The sequence below is a fragment of the Amycolatopsis sp. NPDC051372 genome (assembly GCF_040682095.1).
GTDB lineage: Bacteria > Actinomycetota > Actinomycetes > Mycobacteriales > Pseudonocardiaceae > Amycolatopsis.
Genome location: NZ_JBFBAF010000002.1, coordinates 1 through 16475 on the forward strand (window position 1 = coordinate 1; position 16475 = coordinate 16475).

The following is a 16475-nucleotide window of genomic DNA, read 5'->3' on the forward strand; positions in this document are numbered from 1 at the left end:
GCACAGCCCTGGGGCCGCACGTGCAGTTGTTGCGGCCGGATCCGAACCAGATCGACTCGTGGTTCCTCGCCGGGTTTCTCAGGCCGGCCGTCGGGGTCTGGCCGGGGTAGTCCGGGACGAACGCCGTGCCGCCCCGGCTCGAGGTCGGGTCCGGCAAGGTCGACGTGGCCGGCGGGACCGCCGTGTTCGTGCCGCCCGTGCTGCTCTGCGTGGTGGTCGTGTCCGTCGGGTGGTGCGTACCACCCGTCCCGCCGGTCCCCCCGGTGCCGCCCGTCCCGCCGGTGTGGCCGGTGCCGGTGTGGCCGCCCGTGATCACCTGCTCGCCGGTGCCGTGGAACCCGGTGGCCGGGGTCTGCCCGGCCGTCCCGGTCCCCGTCGTCCCGCCCGGCGTGGTGCTCCCGAGCGACCCCGGAATGCTCACGTGCCCCGGCGGCGGCGGCGTGGACAGCCGGATCGCCGCGCCGTCGGACTCCAGCGTGCCGTACTGCGTCGGCAGCACCGACTTCGTGCTCGTGGTGACTCCGTTGTATTGGTCCATCACGCGCACGTTGGTGTCGTTGGCGGCGTTGTACTTGTTCAGCTTGTCCTGGTACGAGTTCTGGTCGTGGGCCGCCATGAACGGCCCCGCGATCGGGATCGCCGCCTTCAGCCCCGTCGTCCACGGGCTCGGCTTGTCCGGCTTCGGCGGCACCTCGACCACGGCGTGGCTCGAGTCCTCGAAACTGCTCGCCTGCATCTCCACCGACGCGTTGGTCATGTCGAGCGGGTCGGCCGTGTCCGCGAACGCCTTCTCCAGCGGCCCCGCTCCCGCGTTGGCGGCGTCGGCGCCGTTGCCCGTCCACGACTTCGCCATGCGGTCCTGCAGGTCCTTGATGCTCTGCGCCCGCTCCAGGTATGCCGACGACAGCTCCTGCACCTGCGTGGCCGCGGTCCGCAGCCCCGAGGTGTTGCCGTTTCTGAAGTTCTCGTAGATCTGCTTGCCGTCCACCTAAGCCCCCTTGAGTGTGCCGACGACGGCGCCGGCCACGGTTTCCGCGACCTGGCACGAATCCTGCTCGCCCTGATAGCCCTGGGCCGCCGTGGCGAAGGCGAGGTCGTCCGAGAGACCCACCCAGAGGTTGCAGTTGCCGCGAGCCCTGCGGTCGCTGAGATCGCTGAACACCGCGGGGTGACCGGCCACCGAGGGAGCGGGGTCCACGAAGCCCAGTTGCCCCGCGTCCTTCGCGCGGTAGATACCGGCGAGGCCGCCCATCCCCTGGTCGCGGTTCCCCGTGCCGATGATGATCTGGACGCTGAGCCCTTCGGCACCGATCTGCCAGCCACAGCCCGGCCCCGCCTCGGCGAACGGCCCGCTCACCGTTGCTTCGCCTTGCGCCGGATAGCGCAGCGGGGCCAGCACGCTCTCCGGCACGAGCGCGCAAGGTTTGCCCGGTACGCAGCCGGATCGAGGGGATCGGTCACCTTCGGCGCACGGGAATCGGGGGCGGTGCCGGAGGCACTGTTCGGAGCCGGTCTTGCGACGCCCGCGGTGGGTGCCGAACACCCGCCCGCCACCAGGGCGGCCACGACCACGAGGGCGGCGCACCCCGCCCTCGCGCTGGTTCCGCTCATCGTGCCCGGCCGAGCTCGGCGTTCGCCTGGTCGGTCGCCACGGTCTTGTCCTTCGCCGCCTTCAGCTTCGCGACGTAGCCCTGCACGTACTGGCGCATCGAGTCGTTCTGCTCCTGCAGCGCGCGCAACGAGTCGCCACCGGTCGTGGCGTAACCACTGCTGGCGGGGTCCGTCCCGGGAGCTTTCAACGCCGTGACGATGTCCACGATCTTGCGGCCGTCCGCGGTGATCTTCGTCAGCTGGTCTTCCCACAGGCCGATCACGGCGTCGAGCTCCGCGGGCTCCATCTCGAAAGTGCCACCGCCCCCACCGCCGTACACGGGGCCACGGCCGGAGACGTCGCCGAAGACGGATTGGGCCGCGCGGCCCGCTTCGCCGATGATCAAGGCGTGTTCCTCTCCCCAGTCTCACTCACCGTGTTGGCGCACAGCGTAGTCATCGCCCACGTCCGTGTCAGCATTACGTGGCGGCGGTGAGACGAAGAAGGAAGCGGGCCGGTTCCGGCGACTCGCGGTCACAGTACGTACGTACGGATTGCGAGAACCCCGTCCCAGCTGTCAGGATTCCAGGATGCCACGGGTCAGCCAGGATCACCTCGACGCACGCCGGCGCCAGATCCTCGACGGTTCGCGCGTGTGCTTCGCCCGGTACGGATACGAGGGTGCCACAGTCCGCCGCCTCGAGGAGGCCACGGGTCTGTCCCGCGGGGCCATCTTCCACCATTTCCGCGACAAGGAATCGCTGTTTCTCGCACTCGCCGAGGACGACGCGGTGCGGATGGCCGACGTTGTCGCCGAACAAGGCCTCGTGCAGGTCATGCGCGAGCTGCTCTCCGGCGACAGCGAGCACCCCGCCGACTGGCTGGGCACGCGGCTCGAGGTGTCGCGGCGGCTGCGCACCGACCCGGAGTTCCGCGGCCGCTGGGCCGAGCGCTCCGAGCAGCTGACCACCGCGACGCGCGAACGGCTCATGCGCCAGCGCGAGGCCGGCAACCTGCGCGACGACGTGGACGTGGACGTGCTCACCGCGTTCCTCGAGCTGGTGCTCGAAGGGCTGGTCTCCCACCTCGCGATGGGACTACCCGGCGACGACCTCGGCCCCGTGCTCGACCTGGTCGAGGAGACCGTCCGGCGCCACCGGCCCGGGACCATCCGCTAGGTGTTCACACTGCGGCGCGGTCACTTTCGTGTTGAATGTGCCCGTGGAGTTCCTCGACGCGCACGGACAGTCCCTCGCCCTCTTCGACCGGGCCGTGCACGAGATCGGACCCGGTGACTGGGGCCGCGACACCCCGTGCGCCGACTGGTCCGTGCGCGACCTCGTGAACCACCTCGTCGTCGAACAGCTGTGGGTCCCACCGCTGCTCGACGGCGCCACCCTCGACGACGTCGGCGACCGCTTCGACGGCGACCGGCTCGGCGACGATCCCGTCGCCGCCTGGGAGACCTCGGCGGCCACGGCGCGCGAGGCGTGGCTGGTGCCGGGCGTGCCGCAGCGCACCGTCCACGTCTCCTTCGGGCTGATCCCGGCCGAGGAGTACGGCTGGCAGATGTCCATCGACTTCGCCGTGCACGCCTGGGACCTCGCGATGGCACTGGGCAAGCCGAACCCCATCCCGGCGGACCTGGCCGCCCGCCTGCTCGAGGTCGTGCGTCCATGGGTCGACGACTGGCAGGGCATCGGCCTGTTCGAGCCGCCGGTCGCGGTCGGTCGCTCCGCGGACGACGCGACGCGGCTCGTGGCGCTCCTGGGCCGGCAGCCGCGCTGAGCCACACCGCTTCACCCGGCTGTCACCCGTCCGGCGTTCGGAGCACGTTAAGATTGTCGGCATCGTCGCAGTACAAGCCGATTCCCTTGCTAGGAGTGACTCCACACGTGCGCGCCGCGCAATCGCCCGGTGACAGTACCGGGCCGGGTCGACAACCCGGCTGCCCGCTAGCCTCCACCGCTCCCTCTCGCGTCCCGGACGGTGCGGCATGACCCACGTCCTGCTCTCCGTGGCCGGTGTGCTGGTCTTCATCCTCCTCACGATCGGCACCGGCCTCGCCGTCGCCGCCGAGTTCTCGCTGACCGCCCTCGAGCGCAGCACCGTCGACGCCGACGTGCGCCAGGTGGGCGACCGCCGCTCGCTCGCGGTGCAGAAGGCGCACCGCACGTTGAGCTTCCAGCTCTCGGGTGCCCAGGTCGCGATCACCCTCACCACGCTGATCACCGGTTATCTCGCCGAGCCGCTCATCGGCGAGCTCGTCCGGCCGGTCTTCGACGCGTTCGGCCTGTCCGAGGCCGTCGCGACCGGCGCTTCGATCGCCGTCGCGCTGGTGCTGGCCACGTTCCTGTCGATGATCCTCGGCGAGATGGTGCCGAAGAACATCGCGATCGCGCGCCCGCTGCGGACCGCCCGCGCGGTGAGCGGCTACCACTCGCGGTTCTCCGCGCTGTTCCGCTGGCTCATCACGCTCATGAACAACAGCGCCAACTTCGTGGTGCGCAAGTTCGGCGTCGAGCCGCAGGAAGAGCTGCGGTCCGCGCGCTCGCCGCAGGAGCTCGGCTCGATCGTGCGCTCCAGCGCCGAGAGCGGGAAGCTCGACACGTCCACGGCCGAGCTGCTGGACCGTTCGCTGCGCTTCGGCGAGCGCACCGCCGACGAGCTCATGACCCCGCGCGTGCAGGTCGAGTCGCTGACCGTGGACGACACGATCAACGACCTCATCGAGATCTCGCGCCGCACCGGCTTCTCGCGGTTTCCCGTCTACCGCGAAGACCTCGACGACGTGCAGGGCGCTGTGCACGTGAAGCAGGCCTTCGCCGTGCCCGGCGACGAGCGCGCCACCGTGCGCATCGGCTCGGTCATGCGCCCGGTGCCGACGTTGCCCGAGTCGCTCTCGGGCGACGATCTGCTCAACCGCCTGCGCGACTCCCGCTACCAGCTCGCCATCGTCGTCGACGAGTACGGCGGCACGGCCGGGCTGGTGACGCTGGAGGACGTGGTCGAGGAGATCATCGGCGACGTCCGCGACGAGCACGACGACCGCGAAGCCCCGGCGTCGCAGCAGGTCGGCTCGGACAGCTGGCTCGTGTCGGGCCAGCTGCGCTCCGACGAGGTCAGCGAGGTCACCGGCTTCCGCATGCCCGACGGTGACTACGAGACGATCGCCGGCCTGATCCTCGAACGCCTCGGCCGCATCCCCGCCGAGGGCGACGCCGCCGTCGTCGACGGCTGGCGCCTCACCGTCACGAGCATGGACCGCCACCGCATCGCCGAGGTCGAGGTGCGGCCCGTGGAACCCGGGCCGGGCCGGAACACCGACCAGGACCCGGCCGCCGCACCGAAGCCCAACGCCGCGCCGCAGCCGGTCACCGAACGCGAGGTGGTCGCGTGAACGACTGGCTGAACATCGCCCTGGTCGTGGTGCTGCTGCTCGCCAACGCGTTTTTCGTCGGCGCCGAGTTCACCCTGATCTCCTCGCGGCGCGACCGCCTGGAAGCGTTGCTGGAGCAGGGAAAGACGCGCGCGCAGATCGTGATCAACGCGAGCAGGCACGTCTCGCGGATGCTCGCGGGCGCGCAGCTGGGCATCACCATCTGCTCGCTGCTGCTCGGCCGGCTGGGCGAACCCGCTGTGGCGCACCGGCTTTCGGGGTTCTTCGACCTGCTCAACCTGCCCGAACAGCTGCTGCACCCGATCTCGTTCGCGATCGCGCTGGCGTTCATCACGATGCTCCACGTGCTGATCGGCGAGATGGTGCCGAAGAACCTCGCCATCGCCGAGCCCGAACGGCTGGCGCTGTGGCTGGTGCCCGCGCACGTGGCGTGGGTGAAGCTCGCGAACCCCGTGATCTGGTTCCTCAACCTCGTGGCGAACTCGTTCCTGCGCGTGGTGAAGGTGGAGCCGAAGGACGAGCTGGAAACGGCCTACACCTCCGACGAGCTGGCAGAGCTGCTCAGTGAGTCGCGGCGCGAGGGACTGCTCGAACAGTCGGAGCACCAACGGCTTTCGCAGACGTTGTCGTCGGTCGCGAAGACCGTGTCCGACGTGCTCGTGCCCACCGCGCAGCTGACCACCCTCCCTTGTGGACCGACGCTCGGTGACGTGGAACGCGCGGTGTCCTCGACCGGGTTCTCGCGGTTCCCGGTCTGCACCGACGACGGCACGCTCACCGGCTACATCCACGTGAAGGACGTGCTCGACCTCGTCGGCCAGAGCCCGGACACCAGCGTGCCGGACTCGAAGACCCGGCCGCTCACGGAGCTGCGCGCCGACGCACGCCTCGACGTCGCGCTTTCGGCCATGCGCAAGGAAGGCAGCCACCTCGCACGGGCGCTCGACGCCGCCGGCAAGGCCGTGGGTGTCGTCGCGCTGGAGGACCTCGTCGAGGAGTACGTGGGCACTGTGCGCGACGGCACGCACGTGACGGCATGACCGGGCCGCTCGTCCTCGCGGAACCGGAATGGCAGGCACGTCAGGCCCGGCACGTCGAGCGCATGCGCGCGTGGACCGTGCCGCACCAGGAACGCCGGGCGCGGGATGAGAAGCACCCCGTGCTCGACTTCCTGTTCACGTACTACTCGTACCGGCCCGGGCACCTCGAACGCTGGCAGCCGGGCCCGGGCGTGGTGCTCGCCGGACCGGCCGCGCGGCGCTTCCTCGACCGGCCGGCCTTCGTCGAGACGGCCGCCGGCGTGGCGCTCGACCCGGCCGCCTTCACCGAACGCCGGGTCCGGACGGCGGAGTTCGTGCTGCGGCTGCTGGAAGCCACGGCGAGCCGTTCCCCGCGGTTGAGCTGCTTCGGCCTGCACGAGTGGGCCATGGTGTACCGCGAGCCGGCCGACTCCGTGCGGCACTCGCAGGTGCCGCTGCGGCTCGGCTCGGCCGGCACGGACACGGTGGTCGAATCGCTCGAGATCCGCTGCGGGCACTACGACGCGTTCCGGTTCTTCACCGACCCGGCACGGCCGCGCAACACCCTCGAGCCGGTCCGCGAGAACCAGGTCGAGCTTGAGCAGCCGGGGTGCCTGCACGCGAACATGGACCTCTTCAAATGGGCGTACAAGCTCGACCCGTTCGTCCCGGCGGAGCTGGTGGCCGACTGCTTCGAACTCGCGGCCGACGTCCGCGAGCTCGACATGCGGGCCAGCCCGTACGACCTCTTGGTCTACGGCTACTCTCCTGTGCGCATCGAGACGCCCGAAGGGCGGGCCGAGTACGCCCGCGCGCAAGGCGGCTTCGCGCGCCGGGCGGCGCCGCTGCGGGCTCGGCTCATCGCGCTCTGCCGTCACCTGCTCGGCGGCACTTGGTGAATTGTGTACAGACCGTGCAACTCTGAGTCACAATATTCACCGAGGGTCGCTAACCTGTTAGAGTGATAACGGTTTGATTGCATAGCAGCGCGTGTGCGCACATCTCGAAAGGACAACGATGGGGCGACACACACTGGCCGAAGAGCCGGTGCCGCACCCTCTCGATCCGCCGAAGCGCCAGCAAGGCCACAGCGAGACGACGGGCTCACACCGGATCGTCGCCGCGAAGGCCCCGCGCCGCCGGATCGCCAAGTGGCCCATCGCGTGTGCCGGGCTCGTCGTCCTGGTCGCACTCGGCGTCTTCGGCTGGAACTGGGCCGACAGCGTGCTCAACAACCGCGCCGAGGCCCAGGCCGCCAGCTGCGGCGGGAACCGGACCACCATCAAGCTCGTCGTCACCCCGCAGATCGCGAAGCCCGTCGAGGCCGCCGCGAGCCGCTGGGACGCCGATCTGACCCCGGTGCACGGCGCCTGCTTCCAGGTCAACGTCACGACCAAGTCGTCGTCGCAGGTGCTCGACGCGCTGACGGGCAAAACCGACCTCTCGACCATCGGCGGCCTGCCCGACGGCTGGGTCCCCGAGTCGTCGTACTGGGTCACGCAGCTGACCGACGCCAAGCCCGAGCTCATCGGCTCGCCGGCGATGCCGATCGGCTCGGGTCCGCCGGCCGATTATCCGTTCGTGGGCCTCGCGGGGTCGTCCGTCGGCGGCACCACCACCGACGAGAACCAGCAGCGCGCCACGCAGAGCTTCCGCGCGTACCTCAAGGAGCCCGCCCAGCTGGCCGACTTCGCGGCCGCCGCCATCCGGGCGTCCTGAGCCGCGTCAGCCGAAAGCGCCGAAACGGCCGGTCCCGGAACTCCGGGGGCCGACCGTTTCCGTTCGCCGGGCGGCGTGACTCAGCCGAAGGTGTCGGGGTCGGCGCCCGTACGGGTGCCGTTGTCGAGCTCGGCCAGGGCCGCGAGGTCGTCGTCGGCGAGCTCGAAGTCGAACACGGCGAAGTTCTCCCGGATCCGCGCCGTCGTCGCCGACTTCGGGATGGCGATCGTGCCCATCTGGAGGTGCCAGCGCAGCACGAGCTGGGCGGGCGTCTTGCCGTACTTGGCCGCGAGCGCCGTGACCACGCGGTCGCCCAGCAGCCGGCCCCGCGCGAGCGGGCTCCAGGCCTCCGTGGCGATGCCGTGCTCGGCGTGGAACGTGCGCAGCGGCAGCTGCTGCAGCCACGGGTGCAGCTCGACTTGATTCACGGCCGGGACCACGTCGGTCTCGTCGAGCAGCCGGCGCAGATGCGTGATGCCGAAGTTCGACACACCGATCGCTCGCACCCGCCCGCCCTGGTAGAGCTGCTCCAGCGCCCGCCAGGTCTCCACGTAGCGGTCGCGGCGCGGCTGCGGCCAATGGATGAGGAACAGGTCGATCTGCTCCAGTCCGAGCGCGGCGGCGCTGTGGTCGAAGGCGCGCAACGCGTTGTCGTACCCGTGCTGGTCGTTCCACAGCTTCGTGGTCACGAAGAATTCGTCCCGGGGCAGGCCCGAAGCGCGGATCGCTTCGCCGACCTCGGTTTCGTTGCCGTACATCGCGGCGGTGTCGATGCTGCGGTAACCCGCTTCGATCGCGGCGCCGATCACCTTCCCGGCCTGCGCGGCGCGGACCTGGTAGACGCCGAAGCCGAGCTGCGGGATGGTGACGGAGTTGTTCAGGGTGAGCAGGGGCGGCTTGGCCATGAAGGCGGATCCTCACTGCGGTGTCCTGGGGTGACCTCTTCGATCCTTCCACTCCCCCGGCTCAAGGGCTCGTCACCCCGCCCCACGATCGAGCGGGTCAGCTCAGGCGCTCGCCTGGGCGCGCAGGTACTCGGCCGTCTCCGGGTTCGCCGGGTAGAAGGACTCGATGACCAGCTCGGCGACCGTCACGTCGAGCGGGGTGCCGAAGGTCGCGACCGTGCTGAAGAACGTGAGCTCCGTGCCGCGGTGGCGATAGCGCAGCGGGACGAAGATGTCGCCCGGCCCAGGGACCTCGACCTCGGGTACCGGCTGGTCGCACGGATACGCCCGCAGCTCCGCCAGCAGCTCGGCGAGCCCCGCGTCGGCCGTCTGCTCGACCTGGCGGCGCAGGCGGCCCAGCAGGTGGGCCCGCCACTCCCCCAGGTTCAGTACGTTCGGGGCCATGCCGTCGGGGTGCAGGGTCGCGCGCAGGACGTTCACCGGCGGTGCCAGCAGCTGTGGCGCCACGCCCTCGATGAGCACGCCGAGGCTCGTGTTGGCGTCGACGAGGTTCCAGCCGCGGTCGACCACGGCCGCGGGATACGGTTCGTGGCCGGTGAGCAGCAGCCGGACGGCGTCGCGCACAGCCGTCAGCTCCGGCGCACCCAGCTCGGTCTCGCCGTACGCGGGGGCGTAGCCGGCGGCCAGCAGCAGGCGGTTGCGTTCGCGCAGCGGCACTTCGAGGTGCTCGCCGAGGTGCAGCACCATCTCCCGGCTCGGCTTAGAGCGGCCGGTCTCGACGAAGCTCAGGTGCCGCGTGGAGATGTCCGCGGCGATCGCGAGGTCGAGCTGGCTGATGCGGCGCCGGTCGCGCCACTCCCGCAGGAGCTCGCCGACCGCGCGTCGTGCGGGGGCCTTCACCGAAGTCGTCACGCCCAAGACGCTACGGGTCCGCCCACGCTCAGGCCATTACCTCGCGGGTAATCGCCGGGGGCACGCGTGAACGGGTGCGGCCGTTACCTCCGGCGTAATCGACGAACCGCGCCGGGCCCAGCAGTGTTGGTGGCATCAGGACGGCGAACCCGTTGTCCGCCAAGCAAAGGGAGTTTCCCCGTGTCCGACGTGACGAGCACTGTCGAGCAGTACATCGCGATCTGGAACGAGACCGACGCCGAGCGCCGGCGTGCTCTCGTCGCCGAGGTTTTCACCCCCGACGCGTCCATGACCGATCCCCTGGGCTCGGTGACCGGCCACGACGGCATCGACGGGTTCATCGGCGGCGCGCAGGCGCAGTTCGCCGGGCTGACCTTCAGCCTTCCGAAGGCCCCCGACGCCCACCACGACCTCGCGCGGTTCCAGTGGTACCTCACGGCGCCGGGTGCCGACGAGCCGATCGCCATCGGGTTCGACGTCGTCGAGCTGGCCGACGGCCGGATCGCCAAGGTGCATGGGTTTCTGGACAAGATCCCGGGCTGAGGTCGTGGGGCACGAGCGCGGCGGACTCGCGATCGGGCGGGTCCGCCGTTGCTCCACAGTGGACGGCCGATGAAACGTTTACACAAGACCGCGTGCCGGCGGCGCGAAATCCGGCGGCCACACGAGGCTCGGACCCCAGCGAAGCCCTGCCCGGCAATGGTGTGGAGGTCTGAACCATCCGGCCCGGACCCGATGAACACCGGGGATGAACACCGGGTCCGAGGCCCTCCCCACTCTGTCCGTACCCCGTGGGGCGCCTGAGAGTTTCACCCGCGTGGATACCCGGGCTTGCACCGTCGGCGGAACTGGCTGGTGGTGTCCAGCGGGCCCACTTTCCAGAGGCGTCTCGTCCGCGCGGTCCAGGGTGCCTGAGAGGTTCCGGGGAGGACTTGCTCCTTCGGCGCCGAGCTCGTGGATGCCGGCTCGGTCTCTCCCGCGCGGGTTCGTCGACCGCGCCCTCAGTTTACCTTGCCCTCGCGGGCAATGATCACCCGGTGCGGCGGGAGTTGCGGCGCTGGGTGAGTTCGTCCGGGACGACCGATTCGATCACGCCGCCGTCGGCACGTTCGGCGGGGAACTCGTGGATCGTGCCGCTGATCTCCTGCATCGCGCCGCTCACGGCGATACCGAACACGCCCTGCCCGCCCTGGAGCAGATCCACGATCTCTTCGGGCGAGGTGCACTCGTACACCGTGGTGCCGTCGGAGAACAGGGTGACCTTCGCGAGGTCGCGCACGCCGCGCACGCGCAGGTGCTCCACCGCGACCCGGATGTTCTGCAGCGAGACCCCGGTGTCCAGCAGCCGCTTCACGACCTTCAGGACGAGGATGTCCTTGAACGAGTACAGCCGCTGCGAGCCCGAACCGTGCGCGGTGCGGATGCTCGGCGCGACCAGCTTCGTCCGTGCCCAATAGTCGAGTTGGCGGTACGTGATCCCCGCGATCTGGCACGCGGCGGGACCGCGGTACCCCACGAGCTCGTCCGGAAGGGAGGAGTCGGGGAACAGCTCACCCTGCTCGCCATCGGCGGCACGAACGGGCGGCCTCTCCGGACTACCAGCCTCGACCACGCAAGCCTCCCCTCGCCCGACCTGGCGGCCGGCGAATGACAGCCGGTCGAGCCCAGGAGCGGGATCGGCCGGGGAGAACCGCCACGATCGTGCTCCGGTCGGAGAATCACATCGTGGCGATTTACCGCCTTCGACGGTAAGGCCGCGCCGCGGGCCGGTCAACGCGACGCGCGGCGCACCTCAAGCTCGTCTTGAGCCTTTGGTCCGTTCGTCGTACGGGTTTGACACTTATTACTCAGTTGAGTAACTTATTACTCATGCGAGTAAACTTCGACACGCAAGCAGAGCTCGGGCTGAGCGTCACGGAGGCGACGACCCGGGCGCAGATCATCGCGGCGACCATCGCCACGATCGCCGACCACGGCTACGCGCGCACCACCTTCGCCAAGATCAAGGAACGCGCGGGGCTGAGCAGCACGCGCATGATCTCCTACCACTTCACGAACAAGGCCGGGCTCATGCAGGCCGTGCTGAGCACGGTGTCCGAGACGAAGGCGATGTTCCTGCAGGAGCGCAGCAAGGACCTCGACCCCGGCGACCGGCCGGGCAACCTGCGGGCCCACATCGAGACGTCGGTGGCGTTCCTGCGCGACTACCCGGAATGCGTCCGGGTGCTCGCGGAGCTCTCGGCGAACGCCGACGACGCGGACGGCTGGGCGATGACCTCGGTGCTCGTGGGCCAGCTGCGGGTGGGCGGCGTGCAGCGCCAGCTCAAGCAGGGTCAGGACGAGGGGGTGTTCGGAGAGTTCTCGCCGGAGGTGATGGCGATGTCGATCGCACAGGCCATCGACGGGGTGGCAACAGCCTATGCGGCCGATCCGTCGACCGACCTTGACCGCTACGGGCGGGAAATCGCCGACCTCTTCGAGCGGGCGACCGCTCCGAAGCGGTGACAGCGCCACCCGAAAGCAAGGCGGGAACGCGGTGTGCGACCGAGTTCCCGCCGCCGGCGGCTCAGGTGTCGGCGCCGCGGAAGTCTTCGGGGGACACGGAGTCGAGGAACTCGCGGAACTTCTCGACCTCGTCCTCCTGCTCGTCCGGGATGATCAGGCCCGCCTCTTCCAGCACCGCGTCCACGGCGTGGATGGGGACCCCGATCCGCAGCGCCAGCGCGACCGAGTCGCTGGGGCGCGCGGACACCCGGATGTCGCCGTCGAAGACGAGCTCGGCGAAGAAGGTGCCTTCCTTCAGGTCCGTGATCACGACCTGCTCCAGCTCGCGGCCGAGTGCCCCGATGACCTCTTTGAGGAGGTCGTGGGTCAGTGGCCGGGCGGGTCGTACTCCCTGCTGCTCCAAGGCGATGGCGGTGGCCTCGACCGAGCCGATCCAGATCGGCAGGTAGCGCTCGCCCTCGGTTTCCCGCAGCAACAAGATCGGCTGATTGGCGGGCAGCTCCACCCGCACACCGACGACGCGCATCTCGCTCATCGGGTTTCGCCTCCCTCTCGTGCACACGGGCTGCAGCGCTCGACGTACTCGCGCCGTTGGGTCCGACGCTACCCGTCATTCGGGCGCTGTGCTCGCTAGTGGCGGACATTCTCGGTTCACTGCACCGCAAACCGTCTCTCACGGTACGGCATACGGTCCCGAACATTCAGTCATTGACATGTGACGCACACCGGTGTTCGGCCCGTTACGTCCGGTTCAACCCCCGGTGACTCCCCGGATCCCCGCTTTCACGAGGAGCGTGTGGAGCGTGACGGACAGCGCGGCGAGCTCGCGGACCACCTCGTCGGCCCTCGCTTTCGCGTCCTCGTCACGGTGGCGATACACGGGGGTCACGATCTGCTCCAGCAAGCCGACTTCGCGGTCGGCCGCGGCGCGGAAGGCACGCAGATGTCTCGGCTCGATACCGAATTCGGTCATCGCCTTCACCGTGCGCGCGATCAGCACCGCGTCGGGGCCGAAGAACCCCGCCGCGCCCGGCCGCACGAGCCCGTACTGCTGCAGCTCGGTGAGCGTCGCGGCGGTGATGCCGGCTTGCGCCAGCAGCTCCTCCTGCGTCAGCCGGATCTCGGGACCGGTCTCGAAGTCGTCGGCGTCGGGCAGCCCGCCGGCGTCGGCCGGGTCGAGCGACACCAGCCTGCGGGGCAGACGCGGAGCGGCCGCGGCGGGCTCCGCTCCGGAGTCCGCCGCGTCCAGCTGTTCCTTGATGACCTTGAGCGGGAGGTAGTGGTCCCGCTGCGCGGACAGCACAAAGCGAAGCCGCTCCACGTCCGCCGGGGCGAACTGCCGGTACCCCGAGGGCGTGCGGCCCGGCCGGACCAGGCCTTCCGCCTCGAGGAACCGGATCTTGGAGATGGTGACATCGGGGAAGTCGCCGCGCAGCTGCGCCAGGACCGCCCCGATGCTCAACCCGTCGCGCCGGGCCTCCGAACGACCGGGCTGCCCGGCCGCCGTCACTGTGCCCCCTGGCCCCCGTGCCCCGGGCCCGTCAGGAAGACGAGGCGGAACTTCCCGATCTGCACCTCGTCGCCGCCCGCCAGCACGGCCTGATCGACCGGCTCGCGGTTGACGTAGGTGCCGTTCAGGCTGCCGACGTCGATCACCACGAACTCCCCGCCTTCACGCCGGAACTCGGCGTGCCGGCGGGAAACGGTGACGTCGTCGAGAAAGATGTCGCTGTCGGGGTGCCGGCCCGCGCTGGTGGTGTCGCGGTCCAGCAGGAAGCGCGACCCCGCGTTGGGGCCCCGCTTCACGACCAGGAGGGCGGAACCCGGCGGCAGGGCGTCGACGCCCTGCACCGGTGCCTCGGCGGCCGGTGCGGACTCCTGGCCTTCGACGTCGGCCAGGAAGTCGGCCCGGAAGACAGAGGTCCGCTCCGGAGACTGCTCCGGGGGAACGCCGGGCCCGTCGTTCGTGCTCACCTGAGCTCTCCTCTACACACAATGTTGCCTATGACCAAGAACGTGTAGCTGCCAACGTACCGTGCCTGATCGGTTCGGAACCCCGGGGCTCCCCCTTGGGCGGGCGGAACCCCCGGGCCAGGCCGAACCCGACTCAGCCGGTGATGAGCGCCTGGTACGCCTCGGCTTCGAGCAGGGCGTCGAGCCCCGCGGGGTCGGTGAGGCGGATCTCCACGAGCCAGCCCTCGCCGTACGGGTCGGAGTTGATCAACTCGGGCGAATCGGAGACCGCGGCGTTCACCGCGACGATCTCGCCGTCGACCGGCGCGAACAGCTCCGAGACGCTCTTGGTGGACTCCACCTCGCCGAAGACGTCGCCCGCGTCGACGTGCTTGCCGACCTCGGGCAGGTCGACGAACACCACGTCGCCGAGCTGGTCCTGGGCGTACTCCGTGATGCCCACGCGGACCAGCGCACCCTCACGCGTGGCCACCCACTCGTGTTCTTCGGTGTAACGCAGCTCTTCTGGAGTGGTCAACGCCCCTCCCCTTCCTCGAACCGACTTCGTCGCGGGCAGTCTTCCATCACCGGCTGCGAAGCGCGCGCACTGCCTGCGCGACATAGAGCGCGCCGGACCAGACGTAGAGCACCCCGCCCCAGACCATGAAGGCGTAGGCGATCGGCCGGGCCACCACGGCCACGGTCGAGCCGCCCTGCGTGAGCAGCAGGAACGGGAAGGCGTACATGAGCACGAAGGTCGCGCCCTTGCCGATGTAGGTCACCTCGGGCGGCGCGAATCCGCTGCGGCGGAGCACGAGCACGCAGACCGCGAGCACTGCCTCGCGCAGCACGAGCGGCACGACGACCCACCACGGGATGATGTCGCGGATGAGGAACGCGACGAGGGTCGCGAGGATGTAGAGCCGGTCCGCGGCGGGGTCGAGAAGCTGGCCCAGCCGCGACATCTGGTCGAGCCAGCGGGCGAGCTTGCCGTCGAGCCAGTCGGTCAGCGCCGAGAAGACGAGCAGCGCGAGCGCCCAGCCGTCCTCCTTCGGGCCGAGCAGCAGCCAGAGGAACACGGGCACGCCCGCGAGCCGCAGCAGCGACAGGAGGTTGGGGACGTTGAACGCCTGCCGCAGCAGGGAAGGCTCCGTCTTGGGCTCGGGGACCGTGGTCACTCGCTCAGCCTAGAGGTGAGGACCGGCGCCGACGCCGGTGGTCACGCGGTCGGGTCGCGGGTTCGTGGCGCGCGACCCGACCGCGGGGCTGTGGGTGGAAAAGCCGTCGGGCATCGAAGCCGTGGGCCCTCAAGCTGTCGGCTCTCCGGCAGTGGGGCTTCGAGGTGGTCGGCCGGGAAAGCCGCGGCGGTGCTCAGCCGGCGCGGCGGTGGCTCCAGCCGCGGCGCTGCAGCTCCGCGCTGCTGAGGCGCTCGGGGCGGCCGCGGTCGTCGTTGCCGACCCAGCGGGCTCGGCCGGCTCGGCCTTCGAGGACGTACGGGCGGCCGCAGCACCACACCACGCTGCAGGGCGCGGTGGGCGGAGTGGTCTCAGTGGGCCGCTCGGACGGGTCGGTGAGGGCGGACGCTGACGGGATGGCGGGCTCGCTGGCCGTTTCGGTGGTCATGCTGTGCGGTGCTCTTGTCTCTCGGGGTCGGCGGGTGATCGGGGACGGGAACGCGCCGGGGCGCTCCTCACCTATTTCGGTCCGAGAGCGCCAGACGTTAACGTCCGCGCCGGAGATTCGTCCGATCGGTGAGCGAGCGGTTCCCGGTGTCTCACTTCGTGAACGCGATGTTAACCGTCCACAATAGACAGACTTTCGCGGGAGCCCGGCGAGGCGGAAGCCCCGGTTCCGGTAACCTCCGCCCGCCGCGCCGGGTGTCGGTGCGGGTCACGGCGCCGGCGGCGGGCCAGAATGCCGGGAAGACCTCTGGCGAAAGGACCCCGGTGCCCCCGTCGAAGCCCGCGTGGCGGCCGCTGCTCGCGGCCTGGCTCGTGCTGCCGGCGCTCGCCGCCTGTTCGGGGGAACCCGAGCCCCGGGCGGCGGTACCGCCGCCACCGTCCGCGACCACGCCCCCACCGACGACCTCGTCGGCGCACTCGGTTCCTCCCCCGCCGCCTGAAACGACACAGGCGCCGCCGAGCACGCACACTCGGGCCCCGAGCACCACGCCGGCCGTCCCGGGGTCCTGCGGCACCGTGACGGCCGCGAGCGGGCTGACCCTGTACGTGTTCGACAGCCGGGCGGGCGGGGTGCCGTGCGCCGAGGCCATGGCGCTCGTGCGCGACTTCCACGCGAAGATCGCCGGCCGGCAGGACACGGGGTCCAACGACGCCGTCAACGACACCGTGTCGGGCTGGCTGTGCACCTCCGGCCCGCCGGCGGCGCAGGGCGGCACGACGTGCAGCAAGGGCGAGCAGACGGTGTTCGCGGCCGTCGTCCCCTCGGAGTGAAGCCGAGGGGAACGACGG

General features: G+C 70.3%; 21 protein-coding genes and 1 riboswitch. Of the genes, 9 read left to right on the forward strand and 12 right to left on the reverse strand.

Annotation, left to right across the window (positions count from 1 at the left end; translation table 11 throughout):
- The 3 genes from AB0M56_RS03725 to AB0M56_RS03735 form a co-directional block, all read right to left on the reverse strand.
- On the reverse strand, window positions 1-988 hold a 988-nt coding region (locus tag AB0M56_RS03725; protein ID WP_364170763.1), incomplete at its 3' end, for a WXG100 family type VII secretion target.
- Entirely contained in the window at window positions 989-1411 is a 423-nt protein-coding gene (locus tag AB0M56_RS03730; RefSeq protein WP_364170765.1) for a DUF3558 family protein, read from the reverse strand.
- A 196-nt stretch (window positions 1412-1607) separates the two neighbouring features.
- Window positions 1608-1997, reverse strand: a complete 390-nt coding sequence (locus AB0M56_RS03735) for a hypothetical protein (protein ID WP_364170767.1) — start codon at window positions 1995-1997, stop codon at window positions 1608-1610.
- Window positions 1998-2181: 184 nt separating this feature from the next.
- Between AB0M56_RS03735 and AB0M56_RS03740 the strand changes: the two genes are divergently transcribed.
- The 6 genes from AB0M56_RS03740 to AB0M56_RS03765 all read left to right on the forward strand — a co-directional run bounded on the left by AB0M56_RS03740 (window position 2182) and on the right by AB0M56_RS03765 (window position 7729).
- Window positions 2182-2769, forward strand: coding sequence for a helix-turn-helix domain-containing protein (locus AB0M56_RS03740; protein ID WP_364170769.1), 588 nt, complete (start codon window positions 2182-2184; stop codon window positions 2767-2769).
- 28 nt (window positions 2770-2797) lie between these two features.
- On the forward strand, window positions 2798-3379 hold the full coding sequence (locus tag AB0M56_RS03745; protein WP_364170771.1) for a TIGR03086 family metal-binding protein: 582 nt from the start codon (window positions 2798-2800) through the stop codon (window positions 3377-3379).
- Window positions 3380-3587: 208 nt separating this feature from the next.
- Window positions 3588-4991 (forward strand): hemolysin family protein, encoded by a 1404-nt coding sequence (locus AB0M56_RS03750; protein WP_364170772.1) that lies wholly within the window; start codon window positions 3588-3590, stop codon window positions 4989-4991.
- The gene (locus AB0M56_RS03755; RefSeq protein ID WP_364170774.1) at window positions 4988-6031 is read left to right on the forward strand and encodes a hemolysin family protein; all 1044 of its coding nucleotides are present in this window, start codon (window positions 4988-4990) and stop codon (window positions 6029-6031) included. Before AB0M56_RS03750 ends, AB0M56_RS03755 begins: the two co-directional genes overlap by 4 nt.
- Window positions 6028-6909 carry a 3-methyladenine DNA glycosylase gene (locus AB0M56_RS03760; RefSeq protein ID WP_364170775.1) on the forward strand — a complete coding sequence of 294 codons (882 nt, stop codon included), beginning with the start codon at window positions 6028-6030 and terminating at the stop codon, window positions 6907-6909. The genes AB0M56_RS03755 and AB0M56_RS03760 overlap by 4 nt, the downstream gene beginning before the upstream one ends.
- Before the next feature lie 118 nt (window positions 6910-7027).
- Window positions 7028-7729 (forward strand): hypothetical protein, encoded by a 702-nt coding sequence (locus AB0M56_RS03765; RefSeq protein ID WP_364170777.1) that lies wholly within the window; start codon window positions 7028-7030, stop codon window positions 7727-7729.
- A gap of 80 nt (window positions 7730-7809) precedes the next feature.
- Here the strand turns inward: AB0M56_RS03765 and AB0M56_RS03770 are convergent, their stop codons facing one another.
- Together AB0M56_RS03770 and AB0M56_RS03775 are read right to left on the reverse strand one after the other, a co-directional pair.
- Entirely contained in the window at window positions 7810-8634 is an 825-nt protein-coding gene (locus AB0M56_RS03770) for an aldo/keto reductase (RefSeq protein ID WP_364170779.1), read from the reverse strand.
- 102 nt (window positions 8635-8736) lie between these two features.
- A complete protein-coding gene (locus tag AB0M56_RS03775; protein WP_364170781.1) occupies window positions 8737-9546 on the reverse strand; it encodes a helix-turn-helix transcriptional regulator in 810 nt (269 codons plus the stop codon).
- Between the two features lie 180 nt (window positions 9547-9726).
- On the opposite strand from AB0M56_RS03775, the gene AB0M56_RS03780 reads away from it, so the two are divergent.
- Window positions 9727-10089: a nuclear transport factor 2 family protein gene (locus AB0M56_RS03780; protein ID WP_220240878.1), complete on the forward strand. Its 363-nt coding sequence runs from the start codon at window positions 9727-9729 to the stop codon at window positions 10087-10089.
- 345 nt (window positions 10090-10434) lie between these two features.
- A riboswitch (glycine riboswitch) is annotated at window positions 10435-10535 on the reverse strand.
- A gap of 41 nt (window positions 10536-10576) precedes the next feature.
- Here AB0M56_RS03780 and AB0M56_RS03785 read toward each other — a convergent pair.
- The gene (locus tag AB0M56_RS03785; protein WP_364170783.1) at window positions 10577-11158 is read right to left on the reverse strand and encodes a MerR family transcriptional regulator; all 582 of its coding nucleotides are present in this window, start codon (window positions 11156-11158) and stop codon (window positions 10577-10579) included.
- 257 nt (window positions 11159-11415) lie between these two features.
- On the opposite strand from AB0M56_RS03785, the gene AB0M56_RS03790 reads away from it, so the two are divergent.
- Window positions 11416-12051 carry a TetR/AcrR family transcriptional regulator gene (locus AB0M56_RS03790; protein WP_364170784.1) on the forward strand — a complete coding sequence of 212 codons (636 nt, stop codon included), beginning with the start codon at window positions 11416-11418 and terminating at the stop codon, window positions 12049-12051.
- 61 nt (window positions 12052-12112) lie between these two features.
- On the opposite strand, the gene AB0M56_RS03795 is transcribed toward AB0M56_RS03790, so the two are convergent.
- The 6 genes from AB0M56_RS03795 to AB0M56_RS03820 all read right to left on the reverse strand — a co-directional run bounded on the left by AB0M56_RS03795 (window position 12113) and on the right by AB0M56_RS03820 (window position 15627).
- Window positions 12113-12586, reverse strand: a complete 474-nt coding sequence (locus AB0M56_RS03795) for a bifunctional nuclease family protein (RefSeq protein WP_009078856.1) — start codon at window positions 12584-12586, stop codon at window positions 12113-12115.
- A 216-nt stretch (window positions 12587-12802) separates the two neighbouring features.
- A complete protein-coding gene (locus AB0M56_RS03800; RefSeq protein ID WP_364170786.1) occupies window positions 12803-13561 on the reverse strand; it encodes a MerR family transcriptional regulator in 759 nt (252 codons plus the stop codon).
- A complete protein-coding gene (gene garA / locus AB0M56_RS03805; protein ID WP_033287853.1) occupies window positions 13558-14025 on the reverse strand; it encodes a glycogen accumulation regulator GarA in 468 nt (155 codons plus the stop codon). The genes AB0M56_RS03800 and garA overlap by 4 nt, the downstream gene beginning before the upstream one ends.
- 133 nt (window positions 14026-14158) lie before the next feature.
- Window positions 14159-14542: a glycine cleavage system protein GcvH gene (gcvH, locus tag AB0M56_RS03810; protein WP_364170788.1), complete on the reverse strand. Its 384-nt coding sequence runs from the start codon at window positions 14540-14542 to the stop codon at window positions 14159-14161.
- A 46-nt stretch (window positions 14543-14588) separates the two neighbouring features.
- Window positions 14589-15182, reverse strand: coding sequence for a CDP-alcohol phosphatidyltransferase family protein (locus tag AB0M56_RS03815; RefSeq protein WP_364170790.1), 594 nt, complete (start codon window positions 15180-15182; stop codon window positions 14589-14591).
- 193 nt (window positions 15183-15375) lie between these two features.
- Entirely contained in the window at window positions 15376-15627 is a 252-nt protein-coding gene (locus AB0M56_RS03820; RefSeq protein ID WP_220240887.1) for a hypothetical protein, read from the reverse strand.
- 323 nt (window positions 15628-15950) lie between these two features.
- Here AB0M56_RS03820 and AB0M56_RS03825 point away from each other — a divergent pair, with 323 nt between their 5' ends.
- Complete coding sequence (locus AB0M56_RS03825; protein WP_364170792.1) at window positions 15951-16457, forward strand: hypothetical protein; 507 nt, start codon at window positions 15951-15953, stop codon at window positions 16455-16457.
- Window positions 16458-16475: the final 18 nt, after the last annotated feature.